Origin of the sequence: Pseudomonas purpurea (genome assembly GCF_039908635.1) — a bacterium.
Lineage (GTDB): Bacteria > Pseudomonadota > Gammaproteobacteria > Pseudomonadales > Pseudomonadaceae > Aquipseudomonas > Aquipseudomonas purpurea.
On record NZ_CP150918.1, the window covers coordinates 1586822 to 1607182 of the forward strand.

Below are 20361 nucleotides of genomic sequence, written 5' to 3' on the forward strand. Positions count from 1 at the left end.
GTTCTCTAGGTGTTGCAAGAAAGTACTGCAATTAACGCTGGATCTCGCGATCGCGATCCAGTTGATAAGGCAGATCGAGCAGTTGCAGGCCAGGGCCTTCGAGTTCGCCGAGGTGTACATCGCCACTCTCTGCGGCTTCGGCTTGCAGCACGGCAAGCAGTTCAATGTGTTGTTCGGCGCGAGCGGCGATCACGACTTCGCCAATCGAACTGCCGTGTGTCGGCGAAAACAGCAGTGTGCCGGGTTCGGGTAACTCGCTGGTGTCCAGTTGCAGGCGATACAGCCGGCGCTTGAGCTTGCCCAGGTATTGCATGCGCGCGACGATTTCCTGACCGGTGTAGCAACCTTTCTTGAAACTCACGCCGCCCACGGCTTGCAGGTTGAGCATTTGCGGAATAAACAGCTCACGGGTGCCCGGCATGACCTGGCCGATACCGGCGCGAACCTGGCCCAACAGCCATTGATTCAGCTCGGCTGCGTTCAACTGCGCCGCCAGTACGTCTTTCACGGTTGATGCCTGATCGGCTGGCACCCACAGCTCGGTGCGACCGGGCGATACGCGAATGGCGATCAAAGCGCTGTTGCGTGCAACCGAATCGGTGTCTTGAGGCAGGTCGAGGCCAAGGGCTGACAGGGCAGCGTCAGCCTCCGACAGGCCGAAACGCACCCATGCAGCGCTTTCATCGGTCAGCTTGGACTTGGAGAACACCGCGTATTTTTTCAGGTCCGCCAGTTGCGGCTCCAACAGTTCGCTGGCCATCGCCAACAGAACGCCGTCCCCTTCAAGCAGGATGCGAAAGCTCGACTGCATGCGGCCCTTCTGCGTGCAGCGGGCGCCGAGGCTGGCCTGGGTGTCGCTCAGGTAATTGAGGTTGCAGGTCAATTGCCCCTGAAGGAACTTGCTGGCGTCAGCGCCGCGGACGGCGAGAACGCCTTCGTGGGACAGGGTGCAGAAAAAAGCGGAATCAGCCATGGGTCATCGCAGGGTAAATAGTCTGGAGGACATCATAAGGGTGCGCCCTTGAAATGGGTAGTTCACAAAGGATGGGTGGTGCCCGACCAAAGCCGACTGGCCGACACGGACGGGGACTGTATACTTGCGCTCTATTTGAGGAGCGCTCCATGGTCGAAGATGTTGAACTGAACCGCCTCTACTGGCACAGCCGCCGCGGCATGCTTGAGCTTGACGTGTTGCTGGTGCCATTTGTGAAAGAGGTCTATCCGCACCTCAACGAGGTTGACCGCGCTTGCTACGTCAAGCTGCTTGAATGCGAAGATCAGGACATGTTCGGCTGGTTCATGGAGCGTGCCGAATCGCAAGACCCTGAGCTGCAGCGCATGGTTCGCATGATTCTGGACCGTGTTCAGCCCAAGTAACGCGTTTGAATGCCGCTGGCAGGCCTCACGGCAACTGCTGGCGGCGTATCTCCTCGCTCAGCTGTTCGCGCTGGGTTCGCTTTACCTTCTTGATATTCCCTTCTGGGCAAGCCTGTTCGGCGCGGCGCTCTGCCTGCTCCATGGCTTTTGGGTTCTGCCGCGACAAATTCTGCTGACCCATCCTGCGTCGTTCAGTGGTCTGCGACGCGACGCCGATGGCTGGCAGCTATGGAATCGACAGTCAGGCTGGCAGCCGGTGCAACTGCGCCCCGACAGCCTAGCGCTACCGTTGGTCGTCGTGTTGCGTTTTCGTCTGCACGGTGAGCGGCGAGTGCGGGCCCTCTGCGTCCCGCGTGATGCGCAGGCGGCGGATGTGCACCGACGCCTGCGGGTTCGCCTCACGTTCAGTCGTCATAGGTGGGCGGCACCAGAATAGTGTCCAGCGCCTCTGGCAGCATGTTCGGGTAATCGAGGGTGTAATGCAGGCCGCGGCTTTCCTTGCGCTCCATTGCCGAGCGGATCATCAGCTCGGCGACCTGAGCCAGGTTGCGCAATTCGATCAAATCCCGGCTGACTTTATAGTTGCTGTAGAACTCGTCGATTTCGTCCAGCAACAGGCGAACGCGATGCTGTGCCCGTTGCAGGCGCTTGTTGGTGCGCACGATGCCCACGTAGTCCCACATGAATCGCCGAAGCTCGTCCCAGTTGTGCGCAATGATCACGTCCTCGTCAGAGTCGGTAACCTGGCTGGCGTCCCAGGCGGGCAGGGCGATGGGGATGGCGATCTGGGGCAGTTGCTCCAGAATGTCTGCCGCCGCCGAACGGGCGTAGACGAAACACTCCAGCAGCGAGTTGCTGGCCATGCGGTTGGCGCCGTGCAGGCCGGTGAAACTGGTTTCGCCAATGGCATACAGGCCCGGAACGTCGGTGCGGCCCTGTTGGTCGACCATCACGCCGCCGCAGGTGTAGTGCGCGGCGGGCACTACCGGAATGGGTTGTTTGGTGATGTCGATGGAAAATTCCAGGCAGCGCTCGTACACCGTCGGGAAGTGCGTCTTGATGAAGGACTCGGGCTTGTGGCTGATGTCCAGGTACACACAGTCGATGCCCAGGCGTTTCATTTCATGGTCGATGGCCCGCGCCACGATGTCCCGTGGCGCCAGTTCGGCGCGTGGATCGAAGCGCTGCATGAAGCGTTCGCCATTGGGCAGTTTCAAGTGTGCCCCTTCGCCACGCAGGGCTTCGGTGATCAAGAAACTCTTGGCCAGCGGGTGGTACAGGCACGTGGGGTGGAACTGGTTGAACTCCAGGTTCGCCACCCGGCAACCGGATCGCCAGGCCATGGCGATGCCATCGCCGCAGGCGCTATCTGGGTTGCTGGTGTACAGATAGACTTTTGCCGCGCCGCCGGAGGCTAGAATCACGAAGCGTGCGCCATAGGTGTCGACTTCGCCCGTGCCGCGATTGAGCACATAGGCGCCGAGGCAACGATCGCCGTCCAGGCCCAGGCGTTTTTCGGTGATCAGATCGACAGCGACGCGTTGTTCCAGCAGCTCGATGTTCGAGCGTTGGCGGGCCTGGGCGAGCAGTGTCTTGAAAATCGCTGCGCCAGTCGCGTCCGCGGCGTGGATGATGCGTCGATGGCTATGACCGCCCTCGCGGGTCAGGTGAAACTCGAAACCACCGTCTTCGGTGCCGGACTGTTCATCGCGGGTGAACGGCACGCCCTGGTCGATCAGCCATTGAATGGCTTCTTTGCTGTGCTCGACGGTAAAGCGCACGGCATCTTCGTGGCACAGGCCGCCACCGGCATTGAGCGTATCGTCGACGTGAGACTCAACGGTGTCGGTGTCATCCAGTACGGCTGCGACACCGCCCTGGGCCCAGAATGTCGAACCGTTGGCGAGGTCGCCTTTGCTCAGGACAGCAATGCGCAGGTGACCGGGTAGGGTCAGCGCAAGACTCAAGCCGGCAGCACCGCTGCCAATCACCAGAACATCGTGTTGAAACTGTTGGCTCATTTCAGGATTCCGCTCAAAGCGACCCGGGTCGGGGTTGGCGCAAGACACCTGGATTGGCGAGTCAAGGCAGCCACACAGCGCACTAGTATATAGAGGGGTGGATCGGCACAATAGCCGGGCCTTCATGGCGATGTGAAATGACTGTGACGTAAAAGTGACGACCGGGCTTTAGGGTCGTGCCGGGCGATTTACCGGTTAAATCGCCGACAAGGCACCCGTATCGCGGATGAAACACGCTTTTTCTCTTCACGGTTGCACATTGTCGCTCTTGCCCGACTATAAAGATTGGGAACTTTTGCCAAGCGCCCACGTTCAATAGAAGGTTGCCTGATAGAAGGGGACGCGTCGGTCTTTATGCAAGGCTTGTGATTCGGTCTTTGCGGGTGGGTTCGACGACAAGATTATTCGCGCAGCCGGCCACGCCCGCGCTGCGTTTTTCGTGCGTGCCAAATCAGAGCCGCAGGAAACTTGCCTGGAGGGGGGAGAACTTTTGCGAAAAGCCCGAGTCTATGTTTGCAAGCTTGATCGATTGGTTATGCAAGCCTCCTCCGCGCTTATCGAGGAGTGTTCATGCTAACCCAGGAAGAGGATCAGCAGCTGGTCGAGCGTGTTCAGCGCGGCGACAAGCGTGCATTTGATCTGCTCGTGCTGAAATACCAGCACAAAATTCTCGGGTTGATCGTGCGTTTCGTGCACGACACCCATGAAGCCCAGGATGTTGCACAGGAAGCCTTTATCAAGGCTTACCGTGCACTTGGTAATTTTCGCGGAGACAGTGCGTTTTATACGTGGCTATACCGCATCGCCATCAACACGGCGAAAAACTATCTGGTTTCACGCGGCCGTCGGCCGCCGGATAGCGATGTCAGTACCGAAGATGCAGAGTTCTATGATGGCGATCATGGCCTCAAGGATCTTGAATCGCCGGAGCGAGCATTGCTGCGGGATGAGATCGAAGGCACCGTCCATCGAACCATTCAGCAACTGCCAGAAGATTTGCGTACGGCGTTAACTTTACGTGAATTCGATGGTCTGAGTTACGAGGACATTGCGAGCGTCATGCAGTGTCCGGTGGGTACCGTGCGCTCCCGGATTTTCCGCGCTCGGGAAGCCATCGATAAAGCCCTGCAGCCGTTGTTGCAGGAAAGCTGAGACAGCGGCGACAGCCAAGAGAGGAACCGCCATGAGTCGTGAAGCCCTGCAGGAATCGCTGTCCGCAGTGATGGATAACGAAGCGGACGAACTGGAATTGCGTCGGGTATTGAATGCCTTCGACGATGTAGAAACTCGCGAGACCTGGGCCCGTTACCAAGTCGCACGGGCTGTTATGCACAAGGATTTGTTGCTGCCTCGTCTGGACATCGCTGCGGCCGTTTCGGCTGCGCTGGCTGACGAAGCCGTGCCGGCAAAAGTTTCCCGCGGTCCATGGCGCAGCCTGGGTCGTCTGGCGGTGGCTGCTTCGGTGACTGTTGCGGTGTTGGCCGGTGTGCGTCTGTACAACCAGGACGAGATTGCCGGTGTCGAACTGGCACAGCAATCCACCCAGCCTGGCCTGGCCGTTCCACAAGTTAAAGGCCCTGCGGTTTTGGCCGGCTACAATGAGAGTTCGCAAGCCACAGGCCCAATGGCCAATGGCGTACTGCAAGGTCAGCCAGGTTGGCACGATCAGCGTCTGCCAAGCTACTTGCGCCAACATGCTCAACAAGCTGCGCTCAAAGGCACTGAAAGCGCGTTGCCTTACGCTCGTGCAGCCAGTCTGGAAAACCGTTAAGGAGGATCATGCGCGCCATACCTCTACTTTCGCTTCTGCTCGGTGGCTGGTTTGCTGTTCCAGCCTACGCCGATGAAGCCCAGGACTGGTTGAACCGTCTAGGGCAGGCTGAGCAACAGCAAAGCTTTCAAGGCACTTTCGTCTACGAGCGCAACGGTAGTTTCTCTACCCACAACATCTGGCATCGTGTCCAGGATGGCAAGGTCCGTGAGCGTTTGCTCCAGCTTGACGGGTCGGCTCAGGAAGTCGTACGCATTGATGGGCATACTCAATGCGTCAGCGGCACCCTGGTTGCGGGGTTGGGTGATACGCCAAACTCCTCTGCTCGTGCGCTTGATCCACAAAAGCTCAAGAATTGGTATGAGCTTGCCGTCATTGGCAAGTCGCGTGTGGCCGGGCGTCCGGCCGTTATTGTGTCGTTAACGCCACGTGATCAACACCGTTATGGCTTTGAGCTGCATCTGGATAGCCAGACCGGTTTGCCATTGAAGTCATTGCTGCTCAACGAAAAAGGCCAGTTGCTGGAGCGTTTCCAGTTTACTCAGTTTGATACTGCCGACGTTCCTTCGGATGCCGATCTTCAGGCCAGCCCTGACTGTAAGGTGGTTGCGCTGGACGCAGACAAGGCAGCTGCGGTGAAAACGGCTCAGGTCTGGCATTCGGACTGGTTGCCGCCCGGCTTCGAGTTGGCCAGCAGTTCCGCGCACAAGGATCCCGAAACCAAAACGCAGGTCAGCAGCCTGATGTATGACGACGGTCTGGCGCGTTTTTCGGTGTTCCTCGAGCCTCTCAATGGCGCGACGGTGACCGACACCCGTACTCAGTTGGGCCCGACGGTTGCGGTTTCCCGTCGTCTGACGACCCCTGAAGGCGAGATGATGGTCACGGTGGTGGGCGAGATTCCGATTGGCACCGCTGAGCGAATTGCGCTGTCCATGCGTTCCGGCAACACGACGGCCAAGCAGTGAGTCGACGCGGTGATGCTCATCCATCGGCAGGTTAGTTGTGTAAGGGGGTCAGCAATGTCCATCGCACAATTGAGACGCCGAAATGTTTGGTGAGCATTTCAGTTTGCAGAATTCCTTTAATTTTTCTATAGGTCAGAGCCTCACGGCTCTGGCCTTGTTTTGTTGTTCCCGGAACAAAAGTACCGTGGATCGTTGTCCGGTATTTGTTGTTTCCTATCGCTTAACCATGCTCGTCGTAACGGGAGCCGTATGTCGATACCACGTTTGAAGTCCTATTTATCCATCATTGCCGCCGTGCTAGTGCTCGGTCAGACGGTCGCAGCCCAGGCGGCCGATTTGCCTGACTTTACGCAATTGGTCGAGCAGGCCTCGCCTGCCGTGGTGAACATCAGTACCACGCAGAAACTTCCGGACCGCAAGGTCTCCGATCAGATGCCGGACCTGGAAGGCCTGCCTCCGATGTTGCGCGAGTTTTTCGAGCGCGGGATGCCGCCACAAGGGCGTCCGCCGCGCGGCGATCGTCAGCGTGAAGCACAGTCGCTGGGCTCGGGTTTCATCATCTCGCCAGATGGTTACATCCTGACCAACAACCATGTGATCGCCGATGCCGATGAAATCATCGTGCGTCTTGCCGATCGCAGTGAGTTGAAAGCCAAGTTGATCGGTACTGATCCGCGCTCCGATGTGGCGTTGCTCAAGGTCGAGGGCAAGGATCTGCCGGTGCTCAAGCTGGGCAAATCCCAGGATCTGAAAGCCGGGCAGTGGGTGGTGGCAATCGGTTCGCCATTTGGCTTTGACCATACCGTGACCCAGGGGATCGTCAGCGCCGTTGGTCGTAGCCTGCCGAACGACAACTATGTGCCGTTCATCCAGACCGACGTGCCGATCAATCCGGGTAACTCGGGTGGTCCGCTGTTCAACCTGGCCGGTGAAGTGGTCGGGATCAACTCGCAGATCTACACCCGTTCCGGCGGCTTTATGGGCGTGTCGTTCGCCATTCCAATCGACGTTGCCATGGACGTCTCCAATCAGCTCAAAAGCGGTGGCAAGGTCAGTCGTGGCTGGCTGGGTGTGGTGATCCAGGAAGTGAACAAGGATCTCGCCGAGTCCTTCGGTCTGGAAAAACCGGCCGGTGCGCTGGTTGCACAGATCCAGGATGGCGGCCCGGCAGCCAAGGGTGGCTTGCTGGTGGGTGACGTGATTCTGAGCATGAACGGTCAGCCGATTGTCATGTCTGCCGATTTGCCGCACCTGGTTGGCGCGCTGAAGTCGGGTGCCAAGGCAGATCTTGAAGTGATTCGTGACGGTAAGCGCAAGCATGTCGAGTTGACGGTCGGCGCTATCCCGGAAGAAGGCAAAGAGCTGGATGCGCTGCCAAAATCCGGTGTTGAGCGCAGCAGTAATCGCTTGGGCGTGGCAGTGGTCGAGTTGACCGATGAGCAGAAGAAAACCTTCGACCTCAAAGGTGGCGTGGTCATCAAGGAAGTTCAGGACGGTCCTGCTGCCCTGATCGGCCTGCGTCCGGGTGACGTCATCACTCACCTGAACAATCAGGCCATCGACTCGACCAAGGAGTTCATGGACATCGCCAAGGCGCTGCCGAAGAACCGTTCCGTCTCGATGCGGGTTCTGCGTCAGGGGCGTGCGAGTTTCATCACGTTCAAGCTGGCTGAGTAAACCGGTAATACGCTGAATAGAAAAACGCCTCGAAAGAGGCGTTTTTTTTGGCGGGAAAAAACCTCAGCCCATCATGTCCTTGACCATGCGCTCTTGTTCCATGAGCTCTCTTTGTCGGGCGTCGATGCGTGACGACAGCGGGAAGTTGCTGCCCGCACGGCGTTTGGCGAAGTCCAGTTGCTGGATGGCCTGACGGTAGTCGCCGACCAGTGCGAAGTATTCGGCGCGAGCCTGGTGCAGGCCGATGATGTTGCCGGACAGGCCGCGGGTTTCTGCCACCATGTACCAGACGTCCGGATCGTCAGGGCGCGTCTTGAGCAGCGCTTCAAGCGCTTTCTCGGCGTCAGCCGGACGGTTCTGCTTGAGCAGCAAATCAACACGGACCTGATTCAGCGGATAGTTGCCTGGGTACTGCGTGAGCATCCGGTCAACGCGAGACTGCGCATCGGGCAGGCGATTGTTGGTGATGTCCAGGTCGACCTGCGCCAGGTTGTAGATGATTTCGTTGGGAGACTTGGCCAGCAGTTGCTTGAGGTTCTCACGTGCCTCATTCAATTGGCCGCCCTTGATCTGGGCAATCGCCAGGCCATAACGCGCCACATCGTTTTTCGGGTTTTCATCGAGTTGGGCGCGAAAGCGCTTGGCGCCCAGGCCTGGGGTTTCTTCGTAGATCAGTTGAACCCGCGCGCGGATCAACTGATAGCGCATGCTGTCCTCTATGCCGCCCGGTTTCGCCTGTTCGGCGCGGTTGCGGGTGTCGGCAATCCGGGATTCGGTAACCGGGTGAGTCAACAGGAATTCCGGTGGCTTGGCGTCGAAGCGATACTGGCGCATCAACCGTTCAAACATGGTGGGCATCGAGCGCGGGTCGTAACCGGCCTTTTCCAGGTTGAGGATGCCGATACGGTCGGCTTCCTGCTCGTTCTGCCGTGAGAAGCGCCGTTGTTCCTGGATGGCGGCCGCCTGCGTACCGGCAATGGTTGCGATGCCCGCGTCCCCGGCACCGGCCGCGGCGATGACGATACCGGCCAGCAGGGCAGCCATCATCGGCACCTGCATGCGCTGCTGGGCTTCAACGCCCCGGGCGAAGTGGCGTTGCGACAGGTGAGCCAGTTCGTGAGCCAGTACCGAGGCGTATTCGCCTTCTGTCTGGGCGTTCAGAAACAAGCCGCCGTTGACCCCGACAATCCCGCCAGGGGCGGCGAAGGCGTTGAGTTGCGGGCTGTTGATCAGGATGAATTCCAGGCGCCGGTCGGTGACCTGGCTGGTCTCCACCAGTTTATAGACGCTGGATTCGACGTAATCCTTGAGCTGGGGATCGTTGAGTTGTGACACCTGGCTGCGCAGCATCGCGAGCCAGGCGCGGCCCAATTGGTATTCCTGCTGTGGCGAGACGATGGCTGAACTGGCATCACCGAGTGACGGCAAGTCGTCGGCGAAGCCTGGTGAGGCGAGCAGGCAAGCGAGCGTCAGCAGGGTAGGGCGCAGAAAAGTCATGCACAAAGCCTTAGAAGACAAAGACCTTACTGTAGCCGGACACTTGCCTTGCGACCAGATATTCTAGGTGTCTCAATCACCTGAACGGAGTGAAGCAATGACCGACGCTGTAGAGCATGACGCCGAACTGGACGCCAGCGGTTTGAATTGCCCGCTGCCACTGCTCAAGGCCAAGCTGGAACTCAATCGCCTGGCCAGCGGTGCGGTGCTCAAAGTGACCGCCACTGACGCCGGTTCCCAGCGCGATTTCCGCACCTTTGCCCGTTTGGCCGGTCATACGCTGCTTCGCGAAGAAGATGACGCCGGTGTTTATCGCTACTGGCTGAAAAAGGCCTGAGCCGTGGGAGCTCTTTTTTTAAGGAACATTGATGTTTAAAGTGTTGCGCGACTGGATCCAGCGTTACTTCTCCGATGAAGAGGCGGTGGTGCTGGCGGTGCTGTTGATTCTGGCCTTCACGGCAGTGCTCACCCTGGGCGGCATGCTTGCGCCCGTGCTGGCGGGGATGGTGCTGGCTTACCTGATGCAAGGTCTGGTCGTGACGCTGGAGCGTTTGCGCGTGCCCGGCGGCGTGGCGGTCGGGCTGGTGTTCGCGCTGTTCATGGGCCTGTTGCTGGTGTTCATCGTGGTGGTTGTGCCGTTGCTCTGGCATCAATTGATTACGTTGTTCAACGAGCTGCCGGGGATGCTCGGCAAGTGGCAATCGCTGTTGTTGCTGTTGCCGGAGCGTTATCCGCATCTGGTGTCTGATGAGCAGGTGTTGCAGGCGATTGAAGTCGCGCGCGGCGAAATCGGCAAATTCGGACAGTGGGCGCTGACCTTTTCACTCTCCAGCCTGCCGCTGGTGGTGAACATCATGATCTATCTGGTGTTGGTGCCGATCCTGGTGTTTTTCTTTCTCAAGGACCGGGTGATGATCGGTCAGTGGGTGCGTGGCTACTTGCCCCGTGAGCGCGCGCTGATTACACGGGTCGCCCAGGAGATGAATCGGCAGATCGCCAATTACATTCGCGGCAAGGTCATGGAGATGTTCATTTGCGGCGGCGTGACCTATATCGCTTTCGTCGCACTGGGGCTCAACTATGCGGCATTGCTGGCGCTGCTGGTCGGCGTGTCGGTGGTGGTGCCCTATGTCGGGGCGGTGGTGGTGACCGTGCCGGTGCTGCTGATTGCGTTGTTCCAGTGGGGCTGGAGCGATCAGTTCATCTATTTGATGGCGGTGTACGGGATCATTCAGACCCTGGATGGCAACGTACTGGTGCCGCTGCTGTTCTCCGAAGCGGTGAACCTGCATCCAGTGGCGATCATCTGCGCGGTGCTACTGTTCGGCGGGCTGTGGGGCTTTTGGGGGGTGTTCTTCGCAATACCGTTGGCGACCCTGTTCAAGGCCGTGCTGGATGCCTGGCCGCGCAAGGAGCCGATTGTCGCGCCGCTGCTGTAGGGGTAGATCCAGAATAATCGGCGGGGGGCAGGACCCATTCGCGAGTAAGCCCGCCCCACAGGTTCAGCGAAAATGCCTGTGGGAGCGGGCTTGCTCGCGAAGGCGTCAATGAAAACGCCGCAATAACATCAGGCTTTGTTCAGTGCCTGAGCTGCCGCCAGAACCGCATCCACATGGCCGGGCACCTTCACGCCGCGCCATTCCTGACGCAGCACGCCGTCCTTGTCGATCAGGAAAGTGCTGCGATCCACGCCCAGGTATTCCTTGCCATAGAGCTTTTTCAGCTTGATGACATCGAACAATTGGCAGATGGCCTCGTCCTTGTCGCTGATCAGCTCGAACGGGAACGCTTGTTTGCACTTGAAGTTCTCGTGGGACTTCAGGCTGTCGCGGGACACGCCGAACACGTCGGTATTGGCCGCCTGGAACTGCGCGTACTGATCGCGAAAGCCCTGGCCTTCTGTGGTGCAACCCGGCGTGCTGTCCTTCGGATAGAAGTAAATCACCACTTGCCGGCCTTTCAGGGCTGCCAGGCTGACAGTCTGCCCGCTGGTGGCAGGCGCTTCGAAGTCGGCGACGGGTTGGTCGATAGCAACGGCCATGGGAGCTTCCTTACATTGGGTTCTGTGGGCGCCACGGTTCGATCAGCGCATCCAGGTTCAGCGCGTCGGCGAAGTCCAGGAACTGATCGCGCAGCCAGCTGATTTGCACGCCGGCCGGCAGGGTCACGGTGAACGTGGCGTTGAGCATGGTGCCGCCGGTCTGCGGGGCCTGATAGGTGTCACAGGTCAGGTTTTCCAGTTCGACGTTGTGATCGATAAAGAACTGGCAGAGTTCGTTAACGATGTCGGAGCGGTAGGCCGAGCTGACATAAGCCACGTACGGCAGGGCTTGCGGGCGGTTTTCCAGCGCCGCGCTGCGCACCACGTTGACGGTGAAGGCGTGCTTCTTGGCCAGGCTTGGCAAGCCGGCCTCCAGGCGGGCGAGGGCGTCCCAGCTGCCGGAGATCTCCAGGATCAACGCGCTGCACTCGCCATGGCGAGTCAGGCGGGAAGTCACGACGGCGCAGCGATTTTCGTGGCTGGCGCGGCACAGGACGTTAGTCAGCTCCATGGGGTTGGCGCCGAGGGCACTGATGACAAGGAATTGTTCGCGAACTGTGGGGGTGGACATGCAGCATTCCTAAAGCGATGAGCGGTCGGTACTGTACCGGCTTTTTGCTGGGGGCGAGCCTGCGCAGACGCATTCAGAAAACCCGAGCCAGACAGTTGTAGCGCTCTGCAGTGTAGCGAGAACGCGGCTGGCAATGCGGGATCGGGGCTTATGATGCCGAAAATGAAGGCTTGAACCCGGCCTGATAGCTGGTCAGTTACCGATCAAAGTCTGAAGGGTAGCGAAAACCAGCGCTCAGGGGAATGGCGCGCACGCAGTACTTCGCTTGTACAAGCATCTTGGCGCCAGTACCATTACCGCTCTCTTTTTCCGGCAGGAGCGGTTGCATGATTGCGGGCAGTATGGTGGCACTGGTCACACCCATGGATGCTCAGGGGCGTCTCGACTGGGACAGCCTGAGCAAACTCGTGGACTTTCACCTGCAAAACGGCACCCACGCTATCGTGGCCGTCGGCACCACAGGTGAATCGGCCACCCTGGACGTGAACGAACACATCGAGGTGATTCGTCGCGTGGTCAAGCAGGTCGCAGGGCGCATCCCGGTGATCGCCGGCACGGGCGCCAATTCGACGCGCGAAGCCATCGAGCTGACCACCAATGCGAAAACCGCTGGCGCCGATGCGTGCCTGCTGGTGACCCCGTATTACAACAAGCCGACGCAAGAAGGCCTGTACCAGCACTTCAAGACCATCGCCGAAGCCGTCGACATCCCGCAGATCCTTTACAACGTGCCTGGCCGCACAGCCTGTGACATGCAGGCCGAGACGGTGATCCGCCTGTCGACCGTGAAAAACATCATCGGCATCAAGGAAGCCACGGGCGATCTTTCGCGCGCCAAGGCGATCCTGGACGGTGTCAGCAAGGACTTCCTGGTGATTTCCGGTGACGACGCCACCGCTGTCGAGCTGATCCTGCTGGGCGGTAAAGGCAACATTTCGGTGACCGCCAACGTGGCGCCGCGTGAGATGAGCGATCTGTGCACCGCAGCCCTGAAGGGCGACGCCGTGACTGCCCGGGCGATCCACGAAAAGCTGATGCCGCTCAATAAAACCCTGTTTATCGAATCCAACCCTATCCCCGTGAAATGGGCCCTGCATGAAATGGGCTTGATGCCGGACGGTATCCGTCTGCCGCTCACCTGGCTCAGCGAAGCCTGTCACGAACCGCTGCGACAGGCCCTGCGCCAGTCCGGCGTATTGGTTTAATTGAGGAAGTACAACGCATGAAGCGAATGGCCGGACTTTCCGCACTTGCCTTGATTATCTCCAGCACCAGTGGCTGCGGATGGGTCTGGGGCCCGGAAGGTTATTTCCGTGACCGTGGTAGCGATTACCTGGAAGCGCAACAGACTGCACCGATGCAACTGCCGCCGGACGTCAGCACCTCCAAGCGTCTGGACCCGTTGTTGCCGATCCCGCGTAACGTGGCAGACGACACCGTCAAGGGTGAATACGAAGTGCCGCGTCCGCAGCCACTGTCGGCGCTGGCCGATGCCAGTGACTACAGCCTGCAAAAGAGCGGCGACTCGCGCTGGGTCATGGCGCAGCACCCTCCGGCCGAAGTCTGGCCCGTGGCCGTGCAGTTCTTCCAGGACAACGGTTTCCGTCTGGATGAACAGCGCCCGCAAACCGGCGAGTTCACAACGTCCTGGCAGCGTCCTGACGAGTTGTCGGCGGCAGTCGCCAAGCGTCTGACTTCTGCTGGCGTGGCGTCCGATAGCGAGACCCGCGTACGGGTGCGCATCGAGCCAGGCGTGCAGCGCAATACCAGTGAAGTCTACGTGGTCAGCGCCGAGCGTCCTGCCGGCAGCACTGCCGACGTCGCCTTCACCAACCGTTCGGTCAACACTGGCCTGGACGCTGCACTGGTCGATGACATGCTCGCGAGCATGAGCCGTACTTCGGAGAAGGGCGGTTCTGTCTCCATGCTGGCCTCCCGTGATTTCGACACCCCGAACCGCGTCAGCCTGAGCGAAGACGGCAGCGGCAACCCGGTGCTCAACGTCGGTTCCGACCTGGACCGTGCGTGGTCGAGTGTCGGCCGTGCGCTGGAGCAGGGTGAGTGGCGCGTTGAAGACATCAACCGCAGCCTGGGCCTGTACTACATCAACCTCGCGGAAAAAGCCGAGAAGAAAAACGACGAGCCGGGTTTCCTGGGCAAGTTGTTCGGCAGCAAGCCTGCGAAGGAAGAAGTTGAAGCCCGTGCCGAGCGTTATCAGGTTCGCCTGAGCAAGGTGGGTGAAAACGTCCAGGTCACCGTCGAGAAAAACATCAACACCGTTGCACCGGCCGATGTGGCCCGCAAAGTGTTGGGCGTGATTCAGGACAACCTGGGCTGATTCGATGCGTTTTGCCGTTCTCGGCAGCGGTAGCCAAGGGAACGGCACGCTGATAGCCAGCGACGACACGGTTGTACTGGTTGATTGTGGTTTCTCCCTGCGTGAAACCGAAAAACGCCTGTTGCGCCTGGGTGTCAGCCCGACGCAACTGAGCGCGATACTGGTGACCCACGAGCATGCCGACCACGTGCATGGCGTGGGTTTGCTGTCTCGGCGCTACAATCTTCCTGTCTACCTGAGTCGCGGCACCCTGCGCGGGATGCGCAAACCGGTTGAGCCGGCAGGCCTTCTGGCTGGCGGTGAGCAATTGCAGATCGGCAGCCTGAGCATCAGCGTCATCGCGGTGGCCCATGATGCGCAGGAACCGACGCAGTACGTCTTCAGCGATGGTCGGCGGCGCTTCGGCCTGCTGACGGACCTGGGCTCGTATTGCGCCACGGTGCTGGAGGGGTATCGCAACCTCGATGCGTTGATGATCGAGGCCAACCATTGCCGTGACAGGCTCGCCAGAGGCCACTACCCATCCTTTCTCAAACAGCGGGTGGGCGGTGAACTGGGACATTTGAACAACCATCAGGCCGCAAGCCTGGTGGCCGAGTTGGGCTGGCAAGACCTGCAACACCTGGTACTGGCCCACCTGAGCAGCAAGAACAACCTGCCGCAGCTGGCCCGGCAATGTTTTGTCGACACCCTCGGGTGCGACCCGGACTGGCTGCAACTGGCCGATCAAGATTCAGGGCTCGACTGGCGAGATATCGCCTAGCCCATCTACTTAGCAAGCGGAGCCCATCATGGAAAAACGTGAAGAACTCTACCGCGGCAAAGCCAAGTCGGTTTACAAGACCGATGACGCTGACCGCTTGATCCTGCTGTTTCGCAACGACACCTCGGCGTTCGACGGCAAGCGCATCGAGCAGCTCGACCGCAAAGGCATGGTGAACAACAAGTTCAACGCCTTCATCATGCAGAAACTCGAAGCAGCCGGCGTGCCGACTCAATTCGACAAGCTGCTGGGCGACAACGAGTGCCTGGTGAAGAAGCTCGACATGATCCCGGTCGAGTGCGTCGTGCGTAACTACGCCGCCGGCAGCCTGGTCAAGCGCCTGGGCGTTGAAGAAGGCATGAAACTCAACCCTTACACCTTCGAACTGTTCCTCAAGGACGACGCCAAGGGCGACCCGTTCATCAACGAATCCCACGTCGTGGCATTCGGTTGGGGCACCGCTGAGCAACTGGTTCGCATGAAAGAACTGTCGCTCAAGGTCAACGAAGTGTTGAGCAAGCTGTTCGACGACGCCGGCCCTGCTGCTGGTCGACTTCAAGCTTGAATTCGGCGTGTTCCACGATGGCACCATCGTCCTGGGCGACGAATTCAGCCCGGACGGCTGCCGTCTGTGGGACAAGGCTACCGGCAAGAAAATGGACAAGGACCGCTTCCGTCAGGGCCTCGGTGACGTCATCGAAGCCTACGAAGAAGTCGCCAACCGCCTCGGCGTACCGCTGTAATCGACGCAAGCATCTGATAGCACGGAAAAAATTTCACTTGAGGGTTTGCTTCCTGTGAATGTGCTGTTATGATGCGCGCCGTTGGAGAGATGCCAGAGTGGCCGAATGGGACGGATTCGAAATCCGTTGTACTGGCGACAGTACCTAGGGTTCGAATCCCTATCTCTCCGCCATACATAGAAAAGCCCCGAGCGCTTAACCGCCTCGGGGCTTTTTGCATGGGCGGGAAATGTGAAGAAGGCTTTGCGTGTCGCTTTCTCTCAGTATTTCGGGCGGTGTTGGTGGGATCGCGCGTTAAGGAAGAGTCGTTATGAAGGGATTGGAACAACTCGTAGAGCGTGCCCCGGATCTGGCCTTTGAATTGCCGGACGGGACCCCGGTAGTGAAGTTGGGTTTGATTGCGACCCTGTACTTCAAAGAAGGGTACACGACCCAAATCAAGCAAAAAGTCATGGAGTGCTTTGATCGCTTCTACAGCGAGTTCGGCTCAGAGCTCAAGGCACAATGGGGGGAAAGACACAGCAAGCTGACGCCCGACAGTTTCAAGAAGAGCCGTGACAAGATCCTGAAGACCGGCCCCCATAATCAGTATGAGTGGCAGATCTCCAGTGCAATTGACGACAAGGAGGCCGAGACCTACGGTCTTGCCGTCCTGAGCTCACAAGAGCTGCACGGTGACTCGACGCGTTCGTTTATCAAGCTTGTGTTGCCCTGGACGTTTCTCGAGGCAGCAGAGGGTATGGCTCGTTATCGTGACTGGCTGGTTTACCTGTGCAATCAGGTCTGCGCGGACCATGGCTATGGTGGGCTGTCGACAATCCTGCCGTTTTATTTCGATCCCTACACGCATATCGAGTGTGAGCTGGCTCAACAGTTTTCAGGGCTGGAGGTCGACTCCATGCCGCACAGGCTCTCCATGCATTTGGTTGACCAGATCAAAGGTGCAAACTGGTACACCATCCTCTCGGATACCTTCGTCGAGCGTCTGGGCGGTGAAACCGCCGTGCGCCAATTGCAGGGCTCCCGGAGTGATATCGACGTGGTCAGGTACGACAAGGGGCTGATTATCCGTGCAGGTGACTACCCGCAACTCGGGGCACTTGCTGATGGACTTCCCGCCGCCTACGTGACGGTCAGCAAGGGAGTGAAACCGCTACGCAGTTCGAGTCCTGTTCAACTTCACGGCCATTCGCCTTATGGGGCGAGTTTCGGAAAAGACAGTTCCCGGCGCTGGTACGCACGCTTTGACGAAGAGGGTGCCGAGACCGAGGCACCCTGTTGATGCAAGGCCCGTCCGGCGTGCTCCGGGGCGCTGGTGAACAACGCGACAGGCACTAACGACAAGCCCCCGTGATCAGGTGTGATGACGGGGGCTTTTTCGTGGGGCAAGCACTGCGCCTGCCGATCGGCAAACGGCGGTGCTTCAGAACTTCAGCGAGGCCGAGAGGCTCGATGTCCTGCCCGGTGCCGGCATCATGCTTTGCGACATCGGGTCCAGGTAGTACTGGTCGGTCAGGTTGTAAATATTGAAGCTGACCTTCAGTTCATCGTTGATCTGGTAGTCGGCGAAGTAGTCGTAGATCCGCGTGGACAGATAATGCTGCTGCGGGGTGGTTGCGCCGACCTGCCAGGATTTGTCCAGCACGTACATCGGGCCGCTGTTGTAGAGCATGCGTATGCCGGTGGCCAGTTTTTGCTCGAACGCCTTGGCGCCCAGCACCATGTTGACGGTATAGCGCGGCGGGTTCTGGGTGTTGGTGTAGGAACCCTGGAAGCCGCCAGGCGTGCAATCGGGAGTTTGTGCCTTGCCGCCATCGCGCAGAGCCTGGGCGAAGGCGCTGTCGCAGGTTTCAGCCTTGGTGTTGTAAACATAAGACACGTCGGCGAACACCCACTGGCTGTCGTAGCTGCTGGTCAGTTCAAAGCCCTGGGTGGTGAAGCTGTCGACGTTGCGGATGTTCAACTCACCACCAAAACCGGCGGGCGCATTTTTGTTGTAGCGATAATTGCGCGTGATCATGTTGTCGATGGTGTTGCGAAAGTACGCCAGTTTGATTGCACCCTGGTCATTGCTGAACAGCAAGTTGTTGCCCTTGAGCGCGGTCCCCACTTCGAAGGTTTTCATTCGTTCAGGCCGCAAGTCGTTGTTGGGGATGGCGGTCCAGTTGCCCATGGTGGTTTCGAACAGTGACGGCATGCGCAAACCCTGGGTGTAGGACGCGTAGCTCATCAGGTGTTCGCTGAAGGTGTAGCTGACGCTGTAGGCCGGTGCGAAGCCGTGGCCGGACAGTTCGGTGTTCGGTGCAAAACCTGTGAACTCGCGGGTCCAGGGTGTCCAGGGATAAGCCGGCAATGAATCCGGGCGTGATTCGATGATGGCTTGTCGATTGCGGTCGCGAATGCGGTAGCCGCTGTAGCGCCCGCCGAGGGTGAACGTCAGGTCCTGGATGGGCTGGTAGTCCAGCGAGGTGCTCAGGCTGTACTCGTGACGGTTGGCGTCGCGCTCCACACGATTGTTTTGCCGATCGTCCTGATAGGGCGCACGGGTCGGATCGATGGTTTCGTACAGGTAGGACGTGCCATAGGTCAGGGTGAAATCGCCGCCACGGGTGTCGAAGCGGTTGATGTTGGTCAGGTCGGCTCCGACCTTGAGGTTACTCAGGTCCGACTTGAGCGCGGAGCGGTACTTTTCGCTTTGCTCGTCCTGGTAGCCCTGGCCGCGTTGAGGCGCATGGAAACCGGTGTTGTTGTACATGATGCTGCGGGCGAAAGTGGCCCACAGGTGGCCGTTCAGGTCGACATAGCGTGCCAGCGTGTCGTCTTCGGGGCGCCATTTGAAGTCGCTGGTGAGGGTATGCAGTTTGATATTGCCGGGTTTGAACTGAATCATCCGGTTGGCGTTGGTGTAGTCCTCCACCGGATCGAGAATTTCGCGTACGAAGCAACCGGACGCATCCCACATGTTGTTGCCATCCGGCACTGCTGCGGGCACGGCTGAGCAACGCTGGTAGTACTCGGGGCTGGCCTCCATCCACCAGGCCCTGGTCGTAGCGGTCGATGTCTTTCTTGAAATCACCCAGGGGCCAGGTGACGCTCGGCCCGGTGCGGCCGATCTGCGAAGGCATGATTTCGCCGAAACTTGAATCCAGGTAGCGATAACCCAGCCCTAGCTCCAGGCCGTTGTCGCGGTAAAGCGTACCTTTGAGCAGGTATGAGGTGTTATGGGTGCCGGAGTTCAGCACTTCCTCGCCTTCGTAATAGTTGCGCGCCACGGTATTGGCATCCACCAGGCCGCCGCCGCTGATGGCCGAGGTGTCGTAGCGCTCGCGGCCATGATCTCCGGCAAAGTAGTTGTTGCTGCTGCGCTCGGCGTAAGCGGCCACCACGTCGAAACGCTCGCCCTTGTGGGCGTAGGCCAGGCTGCGCGACCAATCGTGAGGATTGAGCAGGTCATTGCGGTCAGTGCGCGGGTGGACCTGATACTGGTCCGGGATATCGCTGGTGCTGTTGTCGGACAGCGACCCGCGTACGCGAAAACCGCTGGTTTCACCGGGTTTGAGGATGTCCTGGACCGTCAGCGTCTGCATCTCTACCGAGCCGCCGATGGCCCCGGCCGCCGCCGCGCCCAGGCTCGGTCCCTTGTTTACCGTGACACTGCTGATCAGGTCCGGGTCAACATAGGCGCGCTGCGCGGTGCCCGCGTAACCGCGATAGACATCCAGCGATTGTTGGCTGCCGTCGACTTTGATCGGCACCCGGCCCTGGCCCTGGATACCCCGGATGTTGACCTCCATACCGCCGCCATTGCGCCCGTCGGACGTGTGTACACCGGCAATACCGGCCAGCATGTCCGCGTTGGAGCGTCCACGAAAACGCTCCAGCTGTTCGAGGTTTCGGCTCACGGTGGATCGCGGGGCGTTGAAGTCTTTGAGCGCATCGGACTCTGCTTCGCCGACGACGTTGGTGGCATTGAGTTCCAGAGTGCCGGGGTTCTGAGGTTGTTTTTCGATGTGCACCTGGCCCTCGTCGTCGATATGGGCAACCAGACCGCTGCCCATCAACAACTGGCGCAAGGCCTTGGCTGGCGAATACTGGCCCTGCAAACCCGGCGACGGCTTACTGGCAGTGAGTCGGGCGTCCACGGCCAGCAACAGCCCGGCAACGTTGGCGAACTGGTTGAGCGCTTGGTCCAGCGTGCCAGAGGGGATGTCGTACTGACGAACCACCTGAATACCGGGTGCGGCGTGCGCCACGCCCGGTAACGCCCACGGAAGCGACACCAGCGCGCCACAAAGCAGACTGTTACGCAGCGCCAGGCATAGGGTGGATGGGCAGGGTGACGGCGTCTTCGGCATCCTGAAATACTCCTTTTACGAATGCTTATCAATTGGTTTCAAGAGCTAGCCCGAATGAAACGAAGAAACCGACAAAGGCTTTTCAAAAAAAGAGGAAAGGTTTTCTGAGTACTTACAAGCACATGGACCACACTTGACGCGCCTGGGGAGGGTGCGCTGACAGGGTCACGTGACGCAGGGATGTCTAAAACCGGGAGATGAGCGCGCTCTAGGGCGGGGGACGTGCACCCGGGAAACGA

The 20361-nt window shown here is 59.3% G+C and carries 18 protein-coding genes, 1 tRNA gene and 2 pseudogenes; 14 read left to right on the forward strand and 7 right to left on the reverse strand.

What is annotated here, in order from left to right:
* Nucleotides 1-31: 31 nt before the first annotated feature.
* Nucleotides 32-973, reverse strand: a complete 942-nt coding sequence (locus tag AABM54_RS07145) for a folate-binding protein YgfZ (RefSeq protein ID WP_347904579.1) — start codon at nt 971-973, stop codon at nt 32-34.
* A gap of 149 nt (nt 974-1122) precedes the next feature.
* Between AABM54_RS07145 and AABM54_RS07150 the strand changes: the two genes are divergently transcribed.
* Both AABM54_RS07150 and AABM54_RS07155 read left to right on the forward strand, forming a co-directional pair.
* Nucleotides 1123-1377: a succinate dehydrogenase assembly factor 2 gene (locus AABM54_RS07150; protein ID WP_347904580.1), complete on the forward strand. Its 255-nt coding sequence runs from the start codon at nt 1123-1125 to the stop codon at nt 1375-1377.
* The gene (locus tag AABM54_RS07155) at nt 1361-1813 is read left to right on the forward strand and encodes a protein YgfX (protein WP_347904581.1); all 453 of its coding nucleotides are present in this window, start codon (nt 1361-1363) and stop codon (nt 1811-1813) included. Before AABM54_RS07150 ends, AABM54_RS07155 begins: the two co-directional genes overlap by 17 nt.
* Here AABM54_RS07155 and nadB read toward each other — a convergent pair.
* The gene (gene nadB / locus AABM54_RS07160; protein WP_347904582.1) at nt 1782-3398 is read right to left on the reverse strand and encodes an L-aspartate oxidase; all 1617 of its coding nucleotides are present in this window, start codon (nt 3396-3398) and stop codon (nt 1782-1784) included. The two genes, AABM54_RS07155 and nadB, sit on opposite strands and share 32 nt — an antisense overlap.
* A 570-nt stretch (nt 3399-3968) precedes the next feature.
* Between nadB and rpoE the strand changes: the two genes are divergently transcribed.
* From rpoE to AABM54_RS07180, 4 genes are all read left to right on the forward strand, one after another.
* A complete protein-coding gene (gene rpoE, locus AABM54_RS07165) occupies nt 3969-4550 on the forward strand; it encodes an RNA polymerase sigma factor RpoE (RefSeq protein ID WP_347904583.1) in 582 nt (193 codons plus the stop codon).
* A 31-nt stretch (nt 4551-4581) separates the two neighbouring features.
* Nucleotides 4582-5169, forward strand: coding sequence for an RseA family anti-sigma factor (locus AABM54_RS07170; protein ID WP_347904584.1), 588 nt, complete (start codon nt 4582-4584; stop codon nt 5167-5169).
* 8 nt (nt 5170-5177) lie between these two features.
* On the forward strand, nt 5178-6137 hold the full coding sequence (locus AABM54_RS07175; protein WP_347904585.1) for a MucB/RseB C-terminal domain-containing protein: 960 nt from the start codon (nt 5178-5180) through the stop codon (nt 6135-6137).
* A 249-nt stretch (nt 6138-6386) separates the two neighbouring features.
* On the forward strand, nt 6387-7814 hold the full coding sequence (locus AABM54_RS07180) for a DegQ family serine endoprotease (RefSeq protein ID WP_347904586.1): 1428 nt from the start codon (nt 6387-6389) through the stop codon (nt 7812-7814).
* A gap of 63 nt (nt 7815-7877) precedes the next feature.
* On the opposite strand, the gene AABM54_RS07185 is transcribed toward AABM54_RS07180, so the two are convergent.
* Nucleotides 7878-9311 carry a M48 family metalloprotease gene (locus AABM54_RS07185; RefSeq protein WP_347904587.1) on the reverse strand — a complete coding sequence of 478 codons (1434 nt, stop codon included), beginning with the start codon at nt 9309-9311 and terminating at the stop codon, nt 7878-7880.
* 97 nt (nt 9312-9408) lie between these two features.
* Between AABM54_RS07185 and AABM54_RS07190 the strand changes: the two genes are divergently transcribed.
* Complete coding sequence (locus AABM54_RS07190; protein WP_347904588.1) at nt 9409-9648, forward strand: sulfurtransferase TusA family protein; 240 nt, start codon at nt 9409-9411, stop codon at nt 9646-9648.
* A 31-nt stretch (nt 9649-9679) separates the two neighbouring features.
* Nucleotides 9680-10750, forward strand: a complete 1071-nt coding sequence (locus AABM54_RS07195) for an AI-2E family transporter (RefSeq protein WP_347904589.1) — start codon at nt 9680-9682, stop codon at nt 10748-10750.
* A 128-nt stretch (nt 10751-10878) separates the two neighbouring features.
* Here AABM54_RS07195 and AABM54_RS07200 read toward each other — a convergent pair whose 3' ends face one another.
* Both AABM54_RS07200 and AABM54_RS07205 read right to left on the reverse strand, forming a co-directional pair.
* On the reverse strand, nt 10879-11352 hold the full coding sequence (locus AABM54_RS07200; protein ID WP_347904590.1) for a peroxiredoxin: 474 nt from the start codon (nt 11350-11352) through the stop codon (nt 10879-10881).
* Between the two features lie 10 nt (nt 11353-11362).
* Entirely contained in the window at nt 11363-11923 is a 561-nt protein-coding gene (locus AABM54_RS07205) for a glycine cleavage system protein R (RefSeq protein WP_095080353.1), read from the reverse strand.
* Between the two features lie 326 nt (nt 11924-12249).
* Here AABM54_RS07205 and dapA point away from each other — a divergent pair, with 326 nt between their 5' ends.
* The 6 genes and pseudogenes from dapA (at nt 12250) to AABM54_RS07235 (ending at nt 17049) form a co-directional block, all read left to right on the forward strand.
* Nucleotides 12250-13128 carry a 4-hydroxy-tetrahydrodipicolinate synthase gene (dapA, locus tag AABM54_RS07210; RefSeq protein ID WP_347904591.1) on the forward strand — a complete coding sequence of 293 codons (879 nt, stop codon included), beginning with the start codon at nt 12250-12252 and terminating at the stop codon, nt 13126-13128.
* Between the two features lie 17 nt (nt 13129-13145).
* Complete coding sequence (gene bamC, locus AABM54_RS07215) at nt 13146-14261, forward strand: outer membrane protein assembly factor BamC (protein WP_347904592.1); 1116 nt, start codon at nt 13146-13148, stop codon at nt 14259-14261.
* 4 nt (nt 14262-14265) lie between these two features.
* Nucleotides 14266-15024 carry an MBL fold metallo-hydrolase gene (locus AABM54_RS07220; RefSeq protein WP_347904593.1) on the forward strand — a complete coding sequence of 253 codons (759 nt, stop codon included), beginning with the start codon at nt 14266-14268 and terminating at the stop codon, nt 15022-15024.
* Between the two features lie 28 nt (nt 15025-15052).
* A pseudogene (purC, locus tag AABM54_RS07225) lies at nt 15053-15767 on the forward strand (phosphoribosylaminoimidazolesuccinocarboxamide synthase).
* A gap of 83 nt (nt 15768-15850) precedes the next feature.
* Nucleotides 15851-15940, forward strand: a tRNA-Ser gene (locus tag AABM54_RS07230).
* A 137-nt stretch (nt 15941-16077) separates the two neighbouring features.
* Complete coding sequence (locus tag AABM54_RS07235) at nt 16078-17049, forward strand: type VI immunity family protein (protein ID WP_347904594.1); 972 nt, start codon at nt 16078-16080, stop codon at nt 17047-17049.
* Between the two features lie 141 nt (nt 17050-17190).
* Here the strand turns inward: AABM54_RS07235 and AABM54_RS07240 are convergent, their stop codons facing one another.
* Both AABM54_RS07240 and AABM54_RS07245 read right to left on the reverse strand, forming a co-directional pair.
* Nucleotides 17191-18798, reverse strand: coding sequence for a TonB-dependent receptor (locus AABM54_RS07240; RefSeq protein ID WP_347904595.1), 1608 nt, complete (start codon nt 18796-18798; stop codon nt 17191-17193).
* Between the two features lie 577 nt (nt 18799-19375).
* Nucleotides 19376-20122: pseudogene (locus AABM54_RS07245) on the reverse strand (TonB-dependent receptor plug domain-containing protein); the annotation flags it as partial.
* Between the last annotated feature and the right edge of the window lie 239 nt (nt 20123-20361).

Excerpts from the sequence above, each read along its gene's own strand:
- AABM54_RS07145 (WP_347904579.1), bottom strand. The coding sequence starts at position 973 with ATGGCTGATTCCGCTTTTTTCTGCACCCTGTCCCACGAAGGCGTTCTC.
- AABM54_RS07150 (WP_347904580.1), top strand. The coding sequence starts at position 1,123 with ATGGTCGAAGATGTTGAACTGAACCGCCTCTACTGGCACAGCCGCCGC.
- nadB (WP_347904582.1), bottom strand. The coding sequence starts at position 3,398 with ATGAGCCAACAGTTTCAACACGATGTTCTGGTGATTGGCAGCGGTGCT.
- rpoE (WP_347904583.1), top strand. The coding sequence starts at position 3,969 with ATGCTAACCCAGGAAGAGGATCAGCAGCTGGTCGAGCGTGTTCAGCGC.
- AABM54_RS07170 (WP_347904584.1), top strand. The coding sequence starts at position 4,582 with ATGAGTCGTGAAGCCCTGCAGGAATCGCTGTCCGCAGTGATGGATAAC.
- AABM54_RS07175 (WP_347904585.1), top strand. The coding sequence starts at position 5,178 with ATGCGCGCCATACCTCTACTTTCGCTTCTGCTCGGTGGCTGGTTTGCT.
- AABM54_RS07180 (WP_347904586.1), top strand. The coding sequence starts at position 6,387 with ATGTCGATACCACGTTTGAAGTCCTATTTATCCATCATTGCCGCCGTG.
- AABM54_RS07185 (WP_347904587.1), bottom strand. The coding sequence starts at position 9,311 with ATGACTTTTCTGCGCCCTACCCTGCTGACGCTCGCTTGCCTGCTCGCC.
- AABM54_RS07190 (WP_347904588.1), top strand. The coding sequence starts at position 9,409 with ATGACCGACGCTGTAGAGCATGACGCCGAACTGGACGCCAGCGGTTTG.
- AABM54_RS07195 (WP_347904589.1), top strand. The coding sequence starts at position 9,680 with ATGTTTAAAGTGTTGCGCGACTGGATCCAGCGTTACTTCTCCGATGAA.
- AABM54_RS07200 (WP_347904590.1), bottom strand. The coding sequence starts at position 11,352 with ATGGCCGTTGCTATCGACCAACCCGTCGCCGACTTCGAAGCGCCTGCC.
- AABM54_RS07205 (WP_095080353.1), bottom strand. The coding sequence starts at position 11,923 with ATGTCCACCCCCACAGTTCGCGAACAATTCCTTGTCATCAGTGCCCTC.
- dapA (WP_347904591.1), top strand. The coding sequence starts at position 12,250 with ATGATTGCGGGCAGTATGGTGGCACTGGTCACACCCATGGATGCTCAG.
- bamC (WP_347904592.1), top strand. The coding sequence starts at position 13,146 with ATGAAGCGAATGGCCGGACTTTCCGCACTTGCCTTGATTATCTCCAGC.
- AABM54_RS07220 (WP_347904593.1), top strand. The coding sequence starts at position 14,266 with ATGCGTTTTGCCGTTCTCGGCAGCGGTAGCCAAGGGAACGGCACGCTG.
- AABM54_RS07235 (WP_347904594.1), top strand. The coding sequence starts at position 16,078 with ATGAAGGGATTGGAACAACTCGTAGAGCGTGCCCCGGATCTGGCCTTT.
- AABM54_RS07240 (WP_347904595.1), bottom strand. The coding sequence starts at position 18,798 with ATGGAGGCCAGCCCCGAGTACTACCAGCGTTGCTCAGCCGTGCCCGCA.